This is a genomic window from Saezia sanguinis (assembly GCF_003991585.1).
Taxonomy (GTDB): Bacteria; Pseudomonadota; Gammaproteobacteria; order Burkholderiales; family Burkholderiaceae_C; genus Saezia; species Saezia sanguinis.
Map to the genome: position 1 here is coordinate 71,327 of NZ_PQSP01000002.1, position 18,921 is coordinate 90,247.

Below are 18,921 nucleotides of genomic sequence, written 5' to 3' on the forward strand. Positions count from 1 at the left end.
ATGATTCTTGCGGGTTTGTCATAGCGATAGAACATTTGTCGGAAGATCTCAAAAAGGGGCATGTAAAGTGGCGCTTATGCACTGTTTCAGTGCGGAATGTTGCGGCAGGCTTCTTTTGTGGACAGATTGTGTTTCATTTTTTCAGGAGAATTTTTCATGAAATATGTGTTCCGCCCCCAATCCGTTTTGACTGCTTTGGCGCTGGCCTGCGGTTTTGCGCTGTCCGCGGCTAGCGCACAGGCCGATGTGATTAAGATTGCTGCTGTTGGGCCCATGACCGGGCCGGTCACGCAATATGGTGACCAGATCAAAGCCGGGGCATTGACGGCCATTGAGGCGATTAACGCGGCCGGAGGGGTTAACGGGCATACTTTTGAAATGGTGCCAGTGGACGATGCCTGTGAACCTAAACAGGGGCCGATTGCCGCCAATAAGGTGGTTAACGACGGGATTAAATTTGCCGTTGGCATTGCCTGTTCTGGCGCAGCAATTGCTTCGACCGACATTTACGAGAATGAAGGTGTTGTCCTGATCACACCGGGGGCTACTTCGCCGCTGGTGACAGAGGGCAAAGGGTATGAATACATTTTCCGCACCATTGGCCGTGATGACCAGCAGGGCCCTTTGGCAGCCAAGTTTATTGCAGAGCAGGTCAAGCCCAACCTGGTGGTTGTGCTGCATGACAAACAGTCTTACGGGCAGGGTATTGCTACTTCAGTTTATGAAGCGTTGAAAAAGGCGGGCGTGAATGTGGCTTTCTTTGAGGGCATCAACCCCGGAGACAGCGATTATTCGGCCATGATCACCCGTGTGAAGACCTCCGGTGCAGATTTTGTTTACTTTGGCGGCTATCACCCGGAAATGGGGCTGTTGCTGCGCCAGGCTGCCGAGCAGGGCCTGAAAGTGCAGTTCATGGGGCCGGAAGGGGTTGCAAACTCTGAGCTTAGCGCCATTGCCGGGCCGTCGTCGGAAGGTATGCTGCTGACATTCCCGGCAGATTTTTCGTCAGATCCGGCGAACGCCAAAATTGTGGAGGCTTTCAGAGCCAAAGGACGCGAGGCTGATGGTGCGTTTACATTGACGGCTTATGCCGCAGTGCAGGCGCTGGCCGAAGCCATCAAGCAAACAGGCTCAACCGATCCAGAAGTGATTGCCAAATATCTGCATACACATGCGATTGATACCGTGATTGGCAAAGGCACTGCATGGGATGAACAAGGCGATGTCAAGGACTTTGATTTTGCTGTGTTCCGCTGGCATGCCAATGGGCCAAAAACACCTGTGAAATAAGCATAAAAAGTTTGTATGCGGCACGGAACCCTTTTCTGGGTTCAGTGCCTGCATACACGGTGTCAATAGGAGAAAAATAGGTTTTTGTTCATCAGATAGCAGAAGATGGATTCGTCTTTGTTTGATTGTTGGGGCGTTTCAGGGCATAAAAAACATGGAATTAACTCGTGTTTATCGGCAACAGCTAAAGCATCATGCAATGAAATGGTATTCTTCTAAGTTCCCTGCTACCTTATACAGGGATAACGGCGGACATTTATATATAAGTCATATGAATGTAGATACCCAACTATCTTTCTGATGCCAAAAGTACAGAAGCTGTTGTTTGGTCTGCCACCATTTACCTTGACAGTACCAGTTAAACCGGGCGGCGCACGTATTTTTCCGTGCAGCATCCGGCATATGCTGTGTTGATTCTGTCTCAGGTAGACGCAGCGGAGGGCTGCAAAATGGTGCTCAATTAAAAATTAAAGGTCATGCATATGTCTGACATGTTGCCGCAACTTATACAGCAATGCTTCAACGGGCTGTCGCTTGGGGCCATTTATGCTTTGATCGCGATTGGTTATACGATTGTTTACGGCATTATCGGGATGATCAATTTTGCGCATGGCGAAATTTACATGGTGGGTGCTTACGTGGGCGTTGTGGCCTTGGCTGCCATGGGGACTCAGGCCGGGGCACCGGTCGCAACGGTTGCGTTGCTGATTGGCGCAGCGGTTCTGGTTTCGGTACTGGTGACAGGAACGTTTGGCTACAGCACAGAAAAGGTGGCTTATCGCCCGTTGCGCCAAAGCCCGCGTCTGGTGGCGCTGATTTCTGCCATCGGGATGTCCATCACATTACAGAATTATGTGGCCTTGGGTCAGGGTGCCAAAGACATGGCGGCCCCTTCTTTGGTCACGGGTGGTTTCGTATTTCATCTGGGAACAGATTTTGACGTGAACATTTCATATGGGCGGTTGATGATCATTGTGGTGACGGTGCTGCTGATGATTGCCCTGACATTGTTCATCAAGTACTCCCGCACGGGCCGTGCATCCCGCGCCTGTTCGCAGGATTTGCGCATGGCCAACCTGCTGGGGATTGATACCAACAAGATCATTTCCTCCATGTTTGTGCTGGGCGCGGTCCTGGCGGCTGTGGGCGGGGTGTTGTATGCGCTGACCTTTATCAAAATCAGCCCGTTCATTGGTTTTATTGCAGGGATCAAAGCGTTTACCGCCGCCGTATTGGGTGGCATTGGCAGTATTCCGGGGGCCATGCTCGGGGGCGTGATTCTGGGGCTGGCCGAGACGTTTGCCGCGGCCTATATTTCTGCTGAATACAAAGACATCGTTTCGTTTGGTTTGCTGGTGCTGATTCTGCTGTTTAAGCCGACCGGGTTGCTGGGCAAGCCGGAAGTGGAAAAGGTGTGATGATGGGCACGATGCAAAGCACATTTAAAAACGCTGTCATCGCCAGCATCCTGACGGCGATCATCCTGATGCCCATTGTGGGGATGCCCCTGCAGCGCGAAGGCATTAATCTGGTTATTAACTACCAGATATGGAAGGTCGGGGTCGGTTGTCTGGCCGTGTTTCTGTTCCAGATGGCAAGCCCGTTTTTTGTCAGGCTGCCATCGGTGAGCCGGTTGACCATCATTGTGGTGGCCGTTCTGTCGCTGATACTGATTGTGCATCCGCTGTATTCGGATTATGCGGCGGTTGCAACCATGTGGTCACTGGCCTGGCGTGTGGGCCTGGTTGTTTTTTGTGCAGTGGCTATACCGTTGCTGATTCGGTTGAATGAGCGCATTGCCTCTTCGCGCAGTGAATCCCGGCCGGCGCTCACATCAAACCCCTGGGTGGTGGCCGCTGTGATTGTGGTCGCCGTTGTCTGGCCGTTCATGGCAGACCGCAGTGCGTTGAACGTCAGTACGTTGGTGCTGATTTATATCGTTTTAGGCCTGGGGCTGAACATTGTGGTCGGGTTTGCCGGCTTGCTGGATCTGGGGTATGTCGGGTTTTATGCGATCGGGGCATATACCTACGCGCTTCTTTTCAAGTTTTGCGGATTAGGGTTCTGGGAGGCGCTGCCTGTTGCCGGATTGATTACCGCAATTTTCGGATTTATATTGGGATTCCCGGTGCTGCGGTTGCGGGGGGATTACCTTGCCATTGTGACGCTCGGGTTCGGTGAAATCATCCGTTTGCTACTGCTGAATCTGAACCAGTGGACAGGGGGGCCGGACGGTATATCCAATATTCCCAAGCCGTCGATATTCGGGTTGGAAATGTCCCGCCGCGCCAGCGATGGCGGACAAACGTTTCACCAGTTTGTTTTGTCCACATTGGGCATTGACTGGTCGTTCAACACCATGCATGTGATGATTTTCATGTACCTGATCGGGCTGCTCATGGCGCTGGTGACGCTGTGGGTTTCGAACCGGTTGATACGCATGCCCATTGGCCGCGCCTGGGAAGCGTTGCGCGAAGATGAAATTGCGTGCCGTTCGCTGGGGCTGAATCCGACCAATATCAAACTTTCGGCCTTTACGCTGGGTGCGATGTTTGCCGGATTTGCCGGCGCTTTGTTTGCTGCCATGCAAAGCAATGTGACGCCCAAATCGTTTGAGTTTATGGAGTCCGCGCTGATTCTGGCGATTGTCGTGCTGGGGGGTATGGGGTCGCAGTTGGGGGTGATTCTGGCGGCAATATTGATTACAGCGCTGCCGGAAATTGCGCGTGATTTCGCCGAATACCGCATGCTGGTGTTTGGCCTGATCATGGTGCTGATGATGCGCTGGCGGCCGCAGGGGCTGTTGCCAATGAAGCGTCCGCATGTGGAGCTCAGAACATGAGTAGTGTATTGTTGAATGTTGAGCAGTTGAGCATGCGTTTTGGCGGTCTGCTGGCTGTGGATGGCGTTGGGTTTGAGGTGCTGTCTGACGAGGTGTTTGCCATTATCGGCCCGAACGGGGCGGGCAAGACCACTGTGTTTAACTGTGTCGGAGGCTTTTATAAGCCGACGGCCGGCACGGTGGTATTTGACGGGAAGAATATTACAGGCTTGCCAAGCCATAAGGTGGCGCAGCATGGTGTTGTGCGCACTTTTCAAAATGTGCGGTTATTCAAAGGGCTGACGGTGCTGGAGAATTTGCTGGTGGCCCAGCATATGCGGCTGAAAAGCCGGATGATTGGCGGGCTGCTGAAGCTCAAGTCATTCAATCGTTCAGAGCAAAGGGCGCAGGAGCGGGCGGCACAGTGGCTTGATTTCATGGGGCTGCGTGAGTTTTCCAACCGCGAGGCGGGCAACCTGCCTTATGGCTATCAGCGTAAGCTCGAAATTGCCCGCTGTATGATCACCGAACCGCGTTTGCTGATGCTTGACGAGCCGGCGGCGGGGTTGAACCCGCAGGAAAAGTACGATTTGCAGAAGATGATTGACCGTTTGCGTCGTGAGTTTAATGTGGCGGTATTGCTCATTGAGCATGACATGAGCCTGGTGATGGGGGTGTCTGACCGGATTCTGGTGATGGAGCATGGCCGCCCGATCATCACGGGCACACCTGAGCAGGTGCGCAATGACGAGCGTGTGATTAAAGCGTATTTGGGAGAGGCCTGAGCATGGACGCAGCACAAGAAAAAAGCCCGGTCATTCTCCAACTGGAAGAGGTCAGAACTTTTTACGGTGCGATTCAGGCACTGCACGATGTGTCTGTTGAAGTTCGGCGCGGCGAGATTGTGACTCTGATTGGCAGCAATGGCGCCGGGAAAACCACCACGCTGATGACGATCTGCGGCAGCCCTCGTGCCGGAACGGGCAAGGTCTTTTTTGAAGGGGAAGATATCACGCTGTTGCCTACGCATGAAATTATGCGCAAGGGGATTGCTATTTCGCCAGAGGGGCGTCGTATTTTTTCCAGCCTGACGGTGACGGAAAACCTGCAAATGGGCGGTTTCTTCAGTGCCAAGCAGGAGATAGAGGCCGGGATCGAGCATGTCTTTGATTTATTTCCGCGGTTGCGCGAGCGTGCAACACAACGGGCTGGGACCATGTCCGGTGGTGAACAGCAAATGCTGGCGATTGGCCGTGCGCTGATGACCAAGCCTAAGCTTTTACTGCTGGATGAGCCGACACTGGGCTTGGCGCCTTTGATCATCAAGCAGATTTTTGACATCATTCAAACGATTCGTGCAAGCGGTGTGACGATTTTTCTGGTGGAGCAAAATGCCAATAAAGCACTGCAGGTGGCGGATCGCGGTTATGTGCTGGAAACAGGCCGGGTTGTGCTCAGCGATACAGGTGCCAACCTGATGATCAATGAAGATGTGAAAAAAGCCTATCTGGGGCATTGATGCTGCAAAGGGCAGCCCTAAAACGGCTGTTCAGGCACGCCGGGTTTGGCGTCCCATGCATCCGTGAAAATGCGCCCACTATCCTCGCTTGTCTTGTTAGATTCTGTGCCGTTTGATCCCCTAAGCCTGACAGAGTATGTCACAATGTAGGGCAGTAACAGGTATGACGGGGATGCAAAACGATGAGCAAGTCGTCTAATGAAGAGCAATGTGATGTTCTGGTGCGTGGCGGCGGTATTGCCGGTCGGACGCTGGCGATGCTGCTGGCGCGTGACGGGTTTAATATTGCGCTGGTTGAGCGGCCAACGCCCATGGATGAGTCTAAGGACCCCCGCGCCTATGCGCTGAATGCCGCAGCGGTCAAGCTGCTCAGGGATCTGCGGGTCTGGCCGAAAGAGGATGCCTGCCCGGTTTACGATATGCAGATTGCCGGAGACTCCGGCGGGCAACTGGCTTTTTCAGCCTGGCGGCAGGAGGTGGATACACTGACCTATATTGTGCCTGCAGTTGCCATTGAACGGGCGCTGGATAAAGCGCTTGATTTTCAGTCACGGGTGCAGCGGCTGAACACACAGGAAAATCCTCGCTTGCCCCAAACGCCATTGGTTGCCATTTGTGAAGGGCGTGACAGTGAAACCCGCGCCGCGTTCGGGTTCAAAATGAAAGCGTCGGAGTATGGACATTCTTCCTTGGCGGCGCGGCTGGTGTGTGAGCATGGTCATGGACACATTGCCCGCCAGTGGTTCAGCGGGCAGGACATTTTGGCGCTGTTGCCTCTGACATCGGAAAATGACAAGGAGGTCAGCCTGGTCTGGTCAGTGCCTTCAGCCCGGGCGGCAGAATTACAGGCTTTGCCTGCGGCAGAGTTTGAAGCGGTGTTGCGCGAAGCTTCTCATGGGGCCTTGGGTGAACTGCGCTTGAAAACACCGGTAGTCGGCTGGGCCTTGCGGTTTGCACACGCCGAGCGTTGGATTGCCCGTGCGCAGGGGCAGACGGCCGTGCTGGTTGCCGATGCCGCACATGCCATGCACCCGTTGGCGGGGCAGGGGCTTAATGTGGGCCTGGGCGATGTGATGGAACTGGCCCGCGTGCTGCGCGAAAAAGAAACCTGGCGCTCACTGGGCGATGAAAAAATGTTGCGTCCTTATGAACGTGCAAGGCAGACGGCGTTTTTGAAGGTCGGCGGAGCATGCAATGCGTTGTTCCATATTTATACGGACCAGGCCGCGCCGTTGAAAGCGGTGCGCAATGCGGGCATGAATGTGGTCAATGCCGTCAAACCGCTTAAACGCTGGCTGGTGGGCCAGGCCAGTCAAAATTAATGGAATTTATGGGTTATTTTTTAATCTGAGGGTGAAAGTCCGCTATTTCAAATTGATGAACAGGAGAATTGTGTTGAATAAGATATGGCGCAGCGTGTTGGCTGCAATGATGGGAATTGGTATTTTGTGCAGCGCAACGATGGCCTGGGCAGAGGATTTAGAGGCCATTAAAAAGGCCATCAGCCAGAAATGGACCCAGAATATGCCAGCATTGCCACCGGTACAGGAAGTGCGTGCAACGGGTATCAGCGGTTTGTATGAAATACGCCTGGGCGAAAGTGAAATTGTGTACGCCGATGCCAAGGGCGACTATATTCTCCAGGGCAACCTGCTTGATTTGCAGAACCGCCGGGATCTGACGCAAGAGCGTATTGACCAGTTGACCGCGGTGGATTTTAAGGCCTTGCCGTTTAAAGATGCGATTGTCATTAAACGTGGCGATGGCTCACGGCAGTTGGCGGTGTTTGAAGACCCGAATTGCGGCTACTGCCATAAATTTGAGCAGCAACTGGCAACCGTGGATAATGTGACGGTGTATGTATTCCTGTACCCGATTCTTTCCCCGGATTCACATGCCAAATCCAGAAATATCTGGTGTGCTGCCAACCCGGCGCAGGCATGGCAGGACTGGATGCTGCGTCAAAAGGCGCCCAGCAATGCGGCGTGCGATACCGCACCGTTGGTGCGCAATGTGGCGTTTGGAGAAAAGTACCGTATTACCGGAACACCAACTCTGATTTTTGCCGATGGCTCTAGGATTCCGGGAGCGGTAGATCCGGCAACCATCGAGCAGCGCCTGGCAGTGGCGCATGCACAATAATACGGCAATGTCAGTGCTGATTTGTTGACAGAAAGAGTACGTATGCTGGAATACGGGTTGCGCATCCAGAGTGCCAAAGCACATGTTTTTGAACTGTCGCTGGTGATTCCAGCGCCTGCGCAAATGCAGCGTGTCAGCCTGCCGGTGTGGATTCCGGGCAGTTATCTGGTGCGTGAGTTTGCCAAACACCTGTCAGGCCTGCAGGCATGGCAGGATGGCCGGGCCAGGAAAATTCGCCAGTTGGATAAATGCTCCTGGGAGATTGCGTGCGATTCCAGCGCCGGGGCGCTCGAATTGAACTGGCAGGTGTATGCGTTTGATACATCGGTGCGTACAGCGTTTCTGGATCAGCGGCGTGGCTTTCTCAATGGCACCAGTGCATTTTTACGCGTTCATGGACGGGAAGATGAAGCTGTTCGTTTGAACGTGGCAAAACCGCATGAACCGGAATTGCATGACTGGTCTGTGGCATGTGCATTGCCGTGCACGAAGGGTGACTCACAAGGATTTGGCGTCTACAAGGCGGCCAATTATGATGAACTGGTTGATTCGCCAATAGAGCTGGGGACATTCTGGCGTGGGCGGTTCCGTGCTGCTGGTGTGGTGCATGAGTTTGTTGTGGCGGGTGCTCCTGCCACTTTTGATGGCAAGCGCCTGCTGGCCGATACGCAGCGGATCTGCGAAGCGGAAATTGCATTCTGGCATGGTAAAAACGGCAAACCGCCGTTTAAGCGGTATGTGTTTATGCTCAATGCAATGAGTGATGCCTATGGCGGGCTGGAACACCGTGCCAGCACTGCGCTGGTATGCCAGCGGGGCGATTTGCCTCGTAAAGGAGAGCCTGCCGGAGAAAAGCTGCGCTCTGGTTATCAGACGTTGCTGGGGCTGATCAGCCATGAATACTTTCATGCCTGGAATGTGAAGCGCCTGCGGCCGGCATCTTTTGAGCGTTATGACTACACGCAGGAAAACTACACCGAGCTGTTGTGGTTTTTTGAAGGGTTTACCAGCTATTACGATGACCTGATGTTGCGCCGTGCCGACCTGGTGGATGACCAGCAATATCTGGCTTTGCTGGCTAAAAATATCAATGCGGTTCAGGCCATGCCCGGGCGCTTGAAGCAAACGGTTGCGCAGGCCAGTTTTGATGCCTGGATCAAATACTACCGGGTAGATGAAAATACGCCTAATGCAACCGTCAGCTATTACACCAAGGGCGCTTTGGTGGCTTTGTGTCTGGATTTGACTTTGCGTGCTCAGGGCAAAGGATCATTGGATGATGTGATGCGGCTGCTTTGGCAAAAGCACGGTGGGCCTGTTTCTGAGGCTGACATTGCCAGCGCGTTTAAATCCATCAGCGGGCGTTCATATGCAAGAGAGTTGCGTGCCTGGGTGCACAGCACAGCAGACTTGCCGGCAGAGAAGTTATTGCGCAGCGCCGGGGTTGAAGTTAAACACGCAACGGCAACTGTGGAGCAGCAACTGGGCTTGAAGGTGGCTGAAAGCGCTTCGGGGGTGGTGGTTAAGACGGTGCTGAATGAATCAGCGGCGCAGCGGGCGGGAATTGCGGCTGGCGACGAACTGATTGCAGTGAATGGCTGGCGTCTGAAAACGCTGAAAGACTGGTGTCTTTATGTGCCCACAGAAACAAGTGCTGAGCTGACACTGGCGCGTGATGCAATGCTGCTGACGGTGACGCTGGAGCTGGCGCACTCTCCTGTGGCGCGGACGGCCCGCCTGACACGGCTGCCTGAAGCCAAATTGAAACAACAGGCTGCGGCGTTGAGAAACTGGCCTCGTAAATAACACTGCCGATAAACCATCATACGGTGCTTCATATTCAAAATGGCACCATGCTCCAGTAAATGGCATAGAGTGCTGCACATGTAGTGAACCAGACACCATAAATCTGTGTCGTGGAAAGCCAGCGGCGCAGCAGTTTGACAATGCCTGCCATGATCAGCATATAACAGGTAAAGCGCAGCCAGCGCGCGCCTGCGCCCATAAAAAGGAATGCTGCAAAATCAAGTTGCTGGCTGCCGGCGTACCAGGCGTATATTTTGTAGGGCATGCCGCTGAATCCGCCGCTGAGCATACTGAAAGCGCCATGCTGCTGGTATTGCAGTGCCACCTTTTCTATCAGGGAGGGCGAAATCCATGGCACCGTTTCGAGCACTTTGCGGGCCAGTTCCGGGGCATGCACAGCGAAGAAGTAGGCACAGCTACCACCAAGTATTGCGCCGGCCCATGCGGCGAAAACAGCCTGAAAAGCCAGCCGGAAAGAAAGAATGACAATGGCAGTTAAAAAGACGTCCGGAACAATGAAAAAGACAGTGGCTTCTGAAAACCCCCACAGAAAAGCGATAACTAACAAAATACCGCACATGCGGGGAGAAAGCGTGTTTTCAGCAGGCATTGTGATAGGGTTCAATGGTGGTGCAGTATCCTGGCTAATCCAGAGGTGATAGAAAATCTAAAATCTGTTGCAGGTGCACAGTATCCAGTTTGCCATAAATGGGTTGTGAATTTGTGCCCGTTGAGTCTGGCGAAAATTGCCAGAAAGTAGCGTGCAGTGACAGTATGCCCAATGGCTGCTGGTCTGCATAAAAATGCAGTTGAACGGTAACCGGTTCTGCGGCATCCGAAAGGCCGATAGTCAGAGGCTGACCAGCAGCAATGGTTTGCTCCAGCAGGCGATTCAGTCCGGGGGCTTGCTGTTTGGCGATGTGAAGCCATGTTTGATTGCCCGGCCTGTGAATGTTAACCACCGTCCATTGTGAAAGCAGTTGATTCATGGTGGACAGTGCATCAGCTGATGGGAGCATTCGGCCTGTCAGTGTGGCGGATGATGGGGCGCTATCGGCGGTTTCCCGAGATGGGAAGCCGGAGGCAGAGGCCGCTGCCGCTGGTGCAGGGTGCAACATGGCATCCGGCGCAGGTGGTGGTTCTGCTGCAGATGCCGGCGATGCTGATTGTGCGCTGCTGAGGGGGCTTGTTGCGGCTATGGGTGCTGGTGAACGCGAAGGCACTGCAGAACCTGCAACAGAGGCAAGCCTGTCATCAATATGGCGGGACTGTTGCTGTGGCGCTGACTGTTGACGCGCTGCGGGTACAGAGGCCAAGCGGTCAGATCCTATAGCTGATGTCGGCGCAGGAGACATTTGCATTGCAGGTGCTGCCGGTGTTTCCGGTCTTGCAGCAGATGCAGATGTACCAGCCGCTGTCACAACCGACGTATCTCTGCCGGTGGCAGGCAGCGCAATGCTCTGAGAAAAAGATGCCGAAGATGCTGGCGCTGGTGTTCTTTGTGCTGCAAGGCGCTCTGAAACAGTGTCTTCGGTGATCGACAGGCGATCAGATGGTGCTGGCTGACGCGGTGAGGCTGTTGCCACAGGTGGTTGCGGCATAGCCTGAGCCGGCTTTTCTTCTACCTCTGTTTTCTCCGCAGAAATGGATGCCGTTGGCGCTGACTCAAGGGCGGGGCGAGGTATTTGGGCGATAGGGGGTGCTTCTGCAACAGATAGGGTGTCATGTGCGGGTGGCGAAAAAACGCGGGGCTCTGCAGTAATGATCTCTATGGAAGGAGAAAGATTTGCGTCCTGACGCAGGCGGCTTTGTTCGGCTTGATCAGGCACCGCAGCAGGTTCTGCCAGTTGGGGTACTGGCCGAGGTGCTTGCTGAGGTATTGGGGCTGGCAGTGTGTTGACTGGCACAGGCATGCTGGCCGTTCGGCGATCGTCTTCATCCAGGAACTGTTGCGGGTCATTGATGGCCCATAGCAGCCCGATAAAGCCGGCCACCAGCAATGTCGCAAATGCTGCATTCCACGGCATGTGCGAGCTTCCAAACAAAGCGTTGAGTACACGCTTCCACCAAGGCGCGGGTGGCGGCGTGGTCGGGGCTGGTGTGACAGCATCATGCGCAGCTTTGAGTATGGCATCGCGTGTGGCCGCAGCAGGCCTGGCTTGCGCATCCGGAGCCTGCTCCAGTGCTTTTTGAAGGCGGGCATCCTGCCAGTGATGTTGTGGCCCGGTCATGATGAGCCCCCTAGTTCATTCAAATAGCGCTGCATGCAATGGCGCAGCTTCTGCATGGCATAACGCAGGCGGCTTTTCACGGTCTCAAAAGGCAGTGACAGGCTTTGGGCCATTTCTTCTATGGAAGCATCGTTTTCATGGTGCAGCAAAAAAGCGCTGCGTTGCACGGGTGGCAGGTCATCAATGCATTTGAGCAACTGTGAGCCTGCGGCACGCCAGTAGGCGGTGTCTTCGCTGGAGTGTGCCGTCATGCCCAAAGTGGCCTGAATCCATTCCATCGGGTCGCCGGTATTTTCTTCCGTTTCAATGGTTACGTATTTGTTCTGGCTGCGGAACCGGTCAATGGCGGCATGGTGTGCAATCGTGTAAGCCCAGGTTTTCCATGACGCACCGCCCTGATCCGGTGGCAAAAACCCGGCCCGGTTGGCAATGATACGCATCCAGACGTCCTGAAACACTTCTTCAGCCTGCGAAACCAGCGCAGAGCCAAGTATCCGCCGGATAAAACGCAGCATGGCGCTTTCATGGCGGGTGTAGAGGGTGTCAAAAGCGGCACTGTTGCCGCAAACGTAAGCAATCATCAGTTCTTCGTCGCTAAAGTGTTGATGCGAAATGGACATTCAGCAATGGTTCTTAGATGTTTTACGTTGGATGTACTGGCAAAGGGTTAGTTTAATCTCAGAAAGTAAAAAACTTTTTTAACCCCTAACCCCGGTGGGCTGCGTATAAAACATCATCTTAACAAGGAGTGGACCATGGCGCACCATTGTCGAACAGAAAAAAGGTATTTATGGGGAACGGGGCGATTGCAAAAGCAGGCTTTGGCCTGGCTGGGGCTGTTTGTTTTTATGATCACGGTTCTGCTGGTCAATTCTGCTGCGTGGGCACAACAGGAAAATACACGGCAGACAACACAAAGCCCTTACTTTTATATTCCAGGTGGGAAAGAAGGGGTCGATGAACTGCCGCTTAAAAATACGGATGTGGATGTGCGTATTTCCGGTGTCATTGCTGATGTGACCATCGTGCAGCATTACAGCAATACCGGTTCGCAGCCGATTGAAGCCAAATATGTGTTTCCAGGTTCTACCCGTGCAGCGGTATATGCAATGAATGTACGCATTGGCGAGCGGCTGATTGAGGCGGATATCCGCGAAAAGCAGCAGGCGCGTGCCGAGTATGAGGCGGCCCGTGAAGAGGGCAAAACAGCAGCCTTGCTGGAAGAACACTTGCCGAATGTGTTTCAGATGAATGTGGCTAACATCATGCCGGGTGACGATGTGCGGGTTGAGCTTCATTACACGGAACTGCTGGTGCCGCAGTCGGCAAACTACCAGTTTGTGTTTCCGACCGTGGTGGGGCCGCGTTACAACAGCCCGCATACGCAGGACCGGCGCTCACAGGCAGCGGCTTCCGCGACCAGCCTGCCATACCTGCATGCCGGAGAGCCCAGCAGCAGTGACTTCCATCTGAAAGCCGTTATTGTGTCGCCGCTGGGGATTAAAGAGGTATCATCGCCATCGCACGAGCTTCAGGTGGCGCTGGCAGAGCACGATCAGCGTGCAAGCATTGATCTGGGGCAGAGTGCGCAGGCCAATAACCGTGATTTCATTTTGAACTATCGCCTGGCCGGAGACCAGATCGAATCCGGCGTAATGTTGTATCAGGGGGAAAATGAAAATTTCTTTTTAGCCATGGTGCAGCCGCCCAAGGCCATCAGCAGTGAGATGATTCCACCGCGGGACTATATTTTTGTGGTGGATATTTCGGGTTCGATGGGCGGGTTTCCGCTTGATACCGCCAAACAGGTGGTGAAAGAACTGATGGGCACCCTGCGCCCGAATGACACGTTCAATGTGCTGCTGTTTTCCGGCAGCAGCAGCACACTGGCGCCGCAGTCGGTGGCTGCAACAGAAGAAAATATCCAGAAGGCGCTGCAGATGCTGAGCACCTACCATGGCAGCGGCAGTACCGAGCTGATTCCTGCACTGCGCCACGTGTATGGTTTGGAAAAGGCTCCCAACCTGTCGCGCACCGTGGTGATTGTGACCGATGGTTATGTCAGCGTAGAGAAGGAAGCGTTTGATCTGGTGCGCCAGAACCTGGATAAAGCCAATGTGTTTGCCTTTGGCATCGGCTCTTCTGTGAACCGCTACCTGATCGAAGGGCTGGCACGTGCCGGTATGGGCGAGCCGTTTGTCATTACGAACGCGGCCCAGGCCGCTGAGCAGGCGCAGGTATTTCAGCGCATGATTGCCTCCCCCGTGCTGACCAGTGTCAAAGCTGGTTTCCAGGGGTTTGATGTGTATGATGTGGAGCCCAGCCATCTGCCCGATGTGCTGGGAGAGCGCCCGGTGATTGTGTTTGGCAAATGGCGTGGCGAAGCTACGGGCAGTATTGTGATCGAGGGTCAAAGCGCAAGCGGCCCCTATCAGCAGGTGCTGACCGTATCCGGGCAGGCCAGCCGGGATGCCTCTGCTTTGCGTTACCTGTGGGCACGCAGCCGTATTGACGGGCTGATGGATAAAGAGCATCTGGGCTATGGCAATTCCTACAAAGAGCAGATCATCGAACTGGGTTTGAAATACAGCATGCTGACGCCGTATACCAGTTTTGTCGCTGTGGACCATACCGTGCGCAACCAGGGGGGTGAATCGACTTCTGTGACACAACCTTTGCCGATGCCGCAAGGGGTCAGTGATCTGGCGGTTGGCGCACAGGAAAATATGCGCTTCCAGGCATCGGCAAGTCTTGCAATACAAGCGTCTCCCGCGCCGACATCAGCGATGGGGTCTGGCCGTTTGGCCACTGCAGCTGTAGCGCAACCGGCTGATGAGCGCAAAGAAGAACTGGCACGGGAAGCTCCTTCAGTTGTTGCAGAGCCTGTCTTATCTGAACCAGTCTCCACAACGGCGACGGGAACTGCAACGACAGTGGATACGGCTGCTTTTGCACAGAATCAACCGGCGCAAGAAACATCTCTATCAGAGCGGGATAGCCAGGCCGTTGTGGACAAGCCTGTGGTGGTGGATGAAGGTGGTTTGCCGGGCTGGGTTCTGCCTTTGTTGCTTGTGGTTGCCGCCAGTGTGCTTTGGGCTATTTTGGGGTATGTCCGGCGCAGCCGCCAGCACAAAGGATAGGCTCAGTTTCTGAGAGGATGTTTTTAACAGGTTAAGGGTATACCGGAGGAGTGAAGCGCGTAATGCAGGTCATTGCTCCGGCGCCCGGATTCAAATTTGAATAAAGGAATACATCATGATGCAACGATTCTGGATTGGGCGCCGACATCCATTGGCGGCGGCCGTTTGTTTTTCGCTGTTATTGACTTCAGGAGGCCCGGCTGTTTATGGCAGGACACCGGCGGTTGCTTCGTCAGTGGTCTGGCCCCAGCCTCAGGTGCAGATGCCTTTGGAGCCGGGGCGTGCGGTACAGGTACAGATACAGATGGTGCCGAATTTCAGAGCCCCCAGCGCAACGTCATGCAACCGTGCCCCGGTGATGCGGGAGGTTCCTGGCGGCAGGTCACAAGGCGGAGGGGCGTATGAAAGCCATGCTGAAGACCGGTTAGTGTTGTCACGCAGCGATGCAATGCCGTTGCGTGATGAGAGCAGTGCCCCTGTTTCTGCTGCAGCACCCCCTGTCGCTCCAACGGTGGCAGCGCGGCCGTCTCCTGTGACGGGGAGTAGCAGTGCCGCCAGCGAACGTGTCAGAGGAGCAGATGTTGTCCGCCCTGAACCTACACAGCAAACCCGTGTAACCGCCGGCATGGTGGATGACAATGCGGACTTTGGTGAATACCTGGCGTATTTAAAACGGCATGCCCAGGTTGTACACCGTGAGCGCGATGTGAGTGAGCGCCATGTGTTATGGGTGCGTGATGAGCAAGGCCGTTCTGTGCCGGATGCCGAAGTGGCGATCATGTCCCAGCAAGGTGCTGCCATGTGGGCACGGACTGATGCGGCGGGCCGTGTCTGGGTACACCCCAACGCGTTTGATCCTCAAAAAACAGCATCCACCTACCAGGTGTATGTGCGTAAGGGGGATCTGCAGACACAAGGCATACTGCGCCGCGCTGACCGGAGTGCGCTGGAACTGGTATTGCCGTCCGTGCCGGTGGTCCAGCGTGCCCAATTGGATCTGGTTTTTCTGATAGATTCTACAGGTTCGATGGGCGATGAAATCGCCAAATTGCGGGCCAGCCTGAAAAGCATCACCGCAGAAGTCGCGCAACTGCCAAGCCAGCCGGATTTATGCCTGGGGCTGGTGACGTACCGGGATCAGGGGGATGCCTATTTGTTGCGCAGCTACGATATGACCAATGACGTGGATGCCTTTCAGCGCATTCTCAACCAGTTGCAGGCCAATGGGGGCGGCGATGAACCGGAAGCCATGAACGAAGCCTTCAATGAAACGGTACATAATCTGAGCTGGCGTGGCAGCGGCGCCACACGGCTGGTGGTTTTGCTGGCAGATGCGCCTCCTCATCTCGATTATGGTGGCCCGCAGTACGATGACGACATGGTGGCGGCTTTGGGGATGGGGATTAAAGTGTTCAGTGTAGGGGCCAGCGGGCTGAATGAACAGGGAGAGTACATTCAGCGACAGATTGCCCAGTACACGGGGGGTAAATTCGTGTTTCTGACCTATAAAGACGCCAGCAACCCCGCCAGTGGCCCGGGAGCCCAGACGGTGCATGATGTGCGCAATTATTCTGTGGAAACGCTGGATCAGTTGATTGTGCGTCTGGTACGGGAGGAACTGGCCTACTTGCCAAGCGCACAATAAATGATTAAAATCACACACTCCCGGTTCTGACAGAATGCAGGGTAATATATCGGGTATGTATAAAACGGCGCATTAGCTCAGTTGGTTAGAGCGGTGGAATCATAATCCATGTGTCCGCGGTTCGAGTCCGTGATGCGCCACCAATACTACATGACTTGCTCGGCACGCCAGACGTCTGGGTGCCGTTTTTGTTTTTCTGTTGGCGTTTTTATGGCAGACTGTATCATTGAACGTTGACAGTAAAAATTTCAAGGGACATGTCATGATGCAAAATCTTTCCGCGCGCTCCTCTTTCCTTCGGATGTTCCTGCTTGCATTGTTGATGGTGGCAGGGCTGGCTTTGCTGGTGTCGGAGTCACATGCACAGAATTACCGGGCGCATATTGGCGGGCCGTACGGGCGTGTTTTCCCGCCGCAGGCCTATCGCGGGGTTCTGACCGTGGTTCAGTATCCGGTGGTGGAACTGGATGGCGAGCGCGAAAGAATGGTGCCTGGTACGCGACTGATTGACACCAGTAACCGTTCTATCACCCCTGCTTCGGTTACAGGCAAGCGCCTGGTGGTAAATTACGTGCGCTATGCCAACGGGCAGCTCCATACAATCTGGATTTTGACCCCGAAAGAAGCGCAGGAACGGCGTGCCGTGGCCAATCCCTCCTGGTGGGAAGGGCTGGTGGAAAGCCTGGGCTCCTGGGCAAATGTGGTGAATTGGTTAGGGTATTGAGAAACCGGTATGAATCGTTTGTTTGAGGCACATGACCAGGAGGTCATGCAACCGGCCGACACTGTGGCAGACCGTCAGCCTGATGGGCGTGTGCGCAAGGTGTTTATCAAAACATTTGGCTGCCAGATGAATACCTATGACTCGGACAAAATGGTTGATGTGCTCAAAGCGCAGCAGGGCTATGAGCTGACGGACGACCCGGAGCAGGCCGACCTGATTCTGTTTAACACTTGTTCAGTGCGTGAAAAAGCACAGGAAAAGGTGTTTTCCGATTTGGGGCGGGTCAAGCATCTGAAAGAAAAAGGGGTGCTGATTGGTGTGGGCGGCTGTGTGGCCTCACAGGAAGGGCAAACCATCATTGACCGGGCTCCTTATGTGGACGTGGTTTTCGGGCCGCAGACGCTGCACCGCTTGCCTGCCATGCTGGAGGCGCGCCGGCGTCAGCAGCAGCCACAGGTGGACATCAGTTTTCCTGAAATTGAAAAATTTGATAACCTGCCCCCGGCAAAGGTCGAGGGCGGCAGCGCTTTTGTCTCCATCATGGAGGGCTGCTCCAAGTACTGTTCTTATTGCGTTGTGCCTTATACCCGTGGGGAAGAGGTGTCACGCCCGTTTGAAGATGTGCTGGTTGAAGTGGCCGGGCTGGTTGAGCAGGGCGTGAAGGAAATCAACCTGCTGGGGCAAAACGTCAATGCCTATCGGGGTGTTATGGGTGCATCGGGTGAAATTGCAGATTTTGCCCTGTTGCTGGAGTATATTGCCGAAATTCCTGGAATTGAGCGTTTGCGTTATACGACCAGCCATCCCAATGAGTTTACCCAAAGGCTGGTTGACGCCTACGGCAAAATCCCTCAGTTGGTGAGCCACCTGCACCTGCCGGTGCAACATGGTTCCGACCGCATTTTGATGGCGATGAAACGTGGCTATACTGCGCTTGAGTACAAAAACATCATCCGGCGTTTGCGCGAGGTAAGGCCGCAAATCAGTTTGTCTTCCGATTTTATTGTGGGTTTTCCAGGAGAAACCGCAGACGATTTTGCTAAGCTGATGAAGCTGGTGGAGGATGTCGGGTTCGATAATTCGTTTTCTTTCATTTACAGCCCCCGTCCGGGGACGCCGGCAGCCAATTTGCAGGACGATACCCCCCATAAAGAAAAAGTACGCCGCTTTCAAATGCTGCAGGAAGTGCTGGAAGCCAATATCAACCGGATATCACAAGGTATGGTGGGAAGTGTTCAGCGCATTCTGGTTGAAAGCGCCGCACGCCGTCCGGGGCCTGATGGCCGTCCGGAGATGATGGGCCGCACAGAATGTAACCGCAAGGTGAATTTCCAGGCCGGTCCGGTTGGAGCGAGACTGACGGGGCAGTTTGTCGATGTACGCATTACGGATGCATTTTCTCACTCTCTGAGAGGGCAGATTCTGACCGATGAAGTCGTTAGCCCATCAGGAGCGTAAAAGAAAAATTGAAAAGTAGAACAGATAGGGATGCTTTTTTGACAATCGTGCTACTATGTCAGATACACCATAATCAAGCGGCATAGTTGACTGGATAGTGTATATATACTTTTGAATTGGCCTGGTGCCCTTATCTAGGGCAGAG

At 54.2% G+C, this 18,921-nt stretch carries 15 protein-coding genes and 1 tRNA gene; 13 read left to right on the top strand and 3 right to left on the bottom strand.

The window, feature by feature from the left end:
- The first annotated feature begins 156 nt into the window (after positions 1-156).
- From CUZ56_RS04460 to CUZ56_RS04495, 8 genes are all read left to right on the top strand, one after another.
- A complete protein-coding gene (locus CUZ56_RS04460; RefSeq protein WP_126978692.1) occupies positions 157-1,290 on the top strand; it encodes a high-affinity branched-chain amino acid ABC transporter substrate-binding protein in 1,134 nt (377 codons plus the stop codon).
- A gap of 482 nt (positions 1,291-1,772) precedes the next feature.
- Positions 1,773-2,708 (top strand): high-affinity branched-chain amino acid ABC transporter permease LivH, encoded by a 936-nt coding sequence (livH, locus tag CUZ56_RS04465; protein ID WP_126978694.1) that lies wholly within the window; start codon positions 1,773-1,775, stop codon positions 2,706-2,708.
- An 11-nt stretch (positions 2,709-2,719) separates the two neighbouring features.
- Positions 2,720-4,132 (top strand): high-affinity branched-chain amino acid ABC transporter permease LivM, encoded by a 1,413-nt coding sequence (gene livM / locus CUZ56_RS04470; protein ID WP_162615255.1) that lies wholly within the window; start codon positions 2,720-2,722, stop codon positions 4,130-4,132.
- Positions 4,129-4,896, top strand: a complete 768-nt coding sequence (livG, locus tag CUZ56_RS04475; protein ID WP_126978698.1) for a high-affinity branched-chain amino acid ABC transporter ATP-binding protein LivG — start codon at positions 4,129-4,131, stop codon at positions 4,894-4,896. Before livM ends, livG begins: the two co-directional genes overlap by 4 nt.
- Positions 4,897-4,928: 32 nt before the next feature.
- A complete protein-coding gene (locus CUZ56_RS04480; RefSeq protein ID WP_126979634.1) occupies positions 4,929-5,630 on the top strand; it encodes an ABC transporter ATP-binding protein in 702 nt (233 codons plus the stop codon).
- A 182-nt stretch (positions 5,631-5,812) separates the two neighbouring features.
- Positions 5,813-6,952 carry an FAD-dependent monooxygenase gene (locus tag CUZ56_RS04485; protein WP_126978700.1) on the top strand — a complete coding sequence of 380 codons (1,140 nt, stop codon included), beginning with the start codon at positions 5,813-5,815 and terminating at the stop codon, positions 6,950-6,952.
- Between the two features lie 106 nt (positions 6,953-7,058).
- A complete protein-coding gene (locus CUZ56_RS04490) occupies positions 7,059-7,772 on the top strand; it encodes a DsbC family protein (RefSeq protein ID WP_126979636.1) in 714 nt (237 codons plus the stop codon).
- Positions 7,773-7,814: 42 nt separating this feature from the next.
- On the top strand, positions 7,815-9,578 hold the full coding sequence (locus CUZ56_RS04495) for a M61 family metallopeptidase (protein WP_126978702.1): 1,764 nt from the start codon (positions 7,815-7,817) through the stop codon (positions 9,576-9,578).
- A 34-nt stretch (positions 9,579-9,612) separates the two neighbouring features.
- Here the strand turns inward: CUZ56_RS04495 and CUZ56_RS04500 are convergent, their stop codons facing one another.
- Genes CUZ56_RS04500 through CUZ56_RS04510 form a run of 3 tightly spaced genes read right to left on the bottom strand, consistent with a single transcriptional unit; the run spans position 9,613 to position 12,429 of the window.
- Positions 9,613-10,188: a YqaA family protein gene (locus CUZ56_RS04500; RefSeq protein ID WP_126978704.1), complete on the bottom strand. Its 576-nt coding sequence runs from the start codon at positions 10,186-10,188 to the stop codon at positions 9,613-9,615.
- 34 nt (positions 10,189-10,222) lie between these two features.
- Entirely contained in the window at positions 10,223-11,809 is a 1,587-nt protein-coding gene (locus CUZ56_RS04505) for a hypothetical protein (RefSeq protein WP_126978706.1), read from the bottom strand.
- Complete coding sequence (locus tag CUZ56_RS04510; protein ID WP_126978708.1) at positions 11,806-12,429, bottom strand: sigma-70 family RNA polymerase sigma factor; 624 nt, start codon at positions 12,427-12,429, stop codon at positions 11,806-11,808. Before CUZ56_RS04510 ends, CUZ56_RS04505 begins: the two co-directional genes overlap by 4 nt.
- A gap of 135 nt (positions 12,430-12,564) precedes the next feature.
- On the opposite strand from CUZ56_RS04510, the gene CUZ56_RS04515 reads away from it, so the two are divergent.
- From CUZ56_RS04515 to miaB, 5 genes are all read left to right on the top strand, one after another.
- Positions 12,565-14,949, top strand: coding sequence for a VIT and vWA domain-containing protein (locus CUZ56_RS04515; RefSeq protein ID WP_239442042.1), 2,385 nt, complete (start codon positions 12,565-12,567; stop codon positions 14,947-14,949).
- 115 nt (positions 14,950-15,064) lie between these two features.
- Entirely contained in the window at positions 15,065-16,594 is a 1,530-nt protein-coding gene (locus CUZ56_RS04520) for a VWA domain-containing protein (RefSeq protein WP_126978710.1), read from the top strand.
- A 66-nt stretch (positions 16,595-16,660) separates the two neighbouring features.
- Positions 16,661-16,737: transfer RNA gene (locus tag CUZ56_RS04525), tRNA-Met, on the top strand.
- 119 nt (positions 16,738-16,856) lie between these two features.
- Positions 16,857-17,318 (top strand): hypothetical protein, encoded by a 462-nt coding sequence (locus CUZ56_RS04530; protein ID WP_126978713.1) that lies wholly within the window; start codon positions 16,857-16,859, stop codon positions 17,316-17,318.
- A 45-nt stretch (positions 17,319-17,363) separates the two neighbouring features.
- Entirely contained in the window at positions 17,364-18,776 is a 1,413-nt protein-coding gene (gene miaB, locus CUZ56_RS04535; RefSeq protein ID WP_126979640.1) for a tRNA (N6-isopentenyl adenosine(37)-C2)-methylthiotransferase MiaB, read from the top strand.
- Positions 18,777-18,921: the final 145 nt, after the last annotated feature.

Excerpts from the sequence above, each read along its gene's own strand:
- livG (WP_126978698.1), top strand. The coding sequence starts at position 4,129 with ATGAGTAGTGTATTGTTGAATGTTGAGCAGTTGAGCATGCGTTTTGGC.
- CUZ56_RS04495 (WP_126978702.1), top strand. The coding sequence starts at position 7,815 with ATGCTGGAATACGGGTTGCGCATCCAGAGTGCCAAAGCACATGTTTTT.
- CUZ56_RS04485 (WP_126978700.1), top strand. The coding sequence starts at position 5,813 with ATGAGCAAGTCGTCTAATGAAGAGCAATGTGATGTTCTGGTGCGTGGC.
- CUZ56_RS04520 (WP_126978710.1), top strand. The coding sequence starts at position 15,065 with ATGATGCAACGATTCTGGATTGGGCGCCGACATCCATTGGCGGCGGCC.
- miaB (WP_126979640.1), top strand. The coding sequence starts at position 17,364 with ATGCAACCGGCCGACACTGTGGCAGACCGTCAGCCTGATGGGCGTGTG.
- livM (WP_162615255.1), top strand. The coding sequence starts at position 2,720 with ATGCAAAGCACATTTAAAAACGCTGTCATCGCCAGCATCCTGACGGCG.
- CUZ56_RS04530 (WP_126978713.1), top strand. The coding sequence starts at position 16,857 with ATGATGCAAAATCTTTCCGCGCGCTCCTCTTTCCTTCGGATGTTCCTG.
- CUZ56_RS04505 (WP_126978706.1), bottom strand. The coding sequence starts at position 11,809 with ATGACCGGGCCACAACATCACTGGCAGGATGCCCGCCTTCAAAAAGCA.
- CUZ56_RS04515 (WP_239442042.1), top strand. The coding sequence starts at position 12,565 with ATGGCGCACCATTGTCGAACAGAAAAAAGGTATTTATGGGGAACGGGG.
- CUZ56_RS04490 (WP_126979636.1), top strand. The coding sequence starts at position 7,059 with ATGATGGGAATTGGTATTTTGTGCAGCGCAACGATGGCCTGGGCAGAG.
- CUZ56_RS04460 (WP_126978692.1), top strand. The coding sequence starts at position 157 with ATGAAATATGTGTTCCGCCCCCAATCCGTTTTGACTGCTTTGGCGCTG.
- livH (WP_126978694.1), top strand. The coding sequence starts at position 1,773 with ATGTCTGACATGTTGCCGCAACTTATACAGCAATGCTTCAACGGGCTG.
- CUZ56_RS04510 (WP_126978708.1), bottom strand. The coding sequence starts at position 12,429 with ATGTCCATTTCGCATCAACACTTTAGCGACGAAGAACTGATGATTGCT.
- CUZ56_RS04500 (WP_126978704.1), bottom strand. The coding sequence starts at position 10,188 with ATGCCTGCTGAAAACACGCTTTCTCCCCGCATGTGCGGTATTTTGTTA.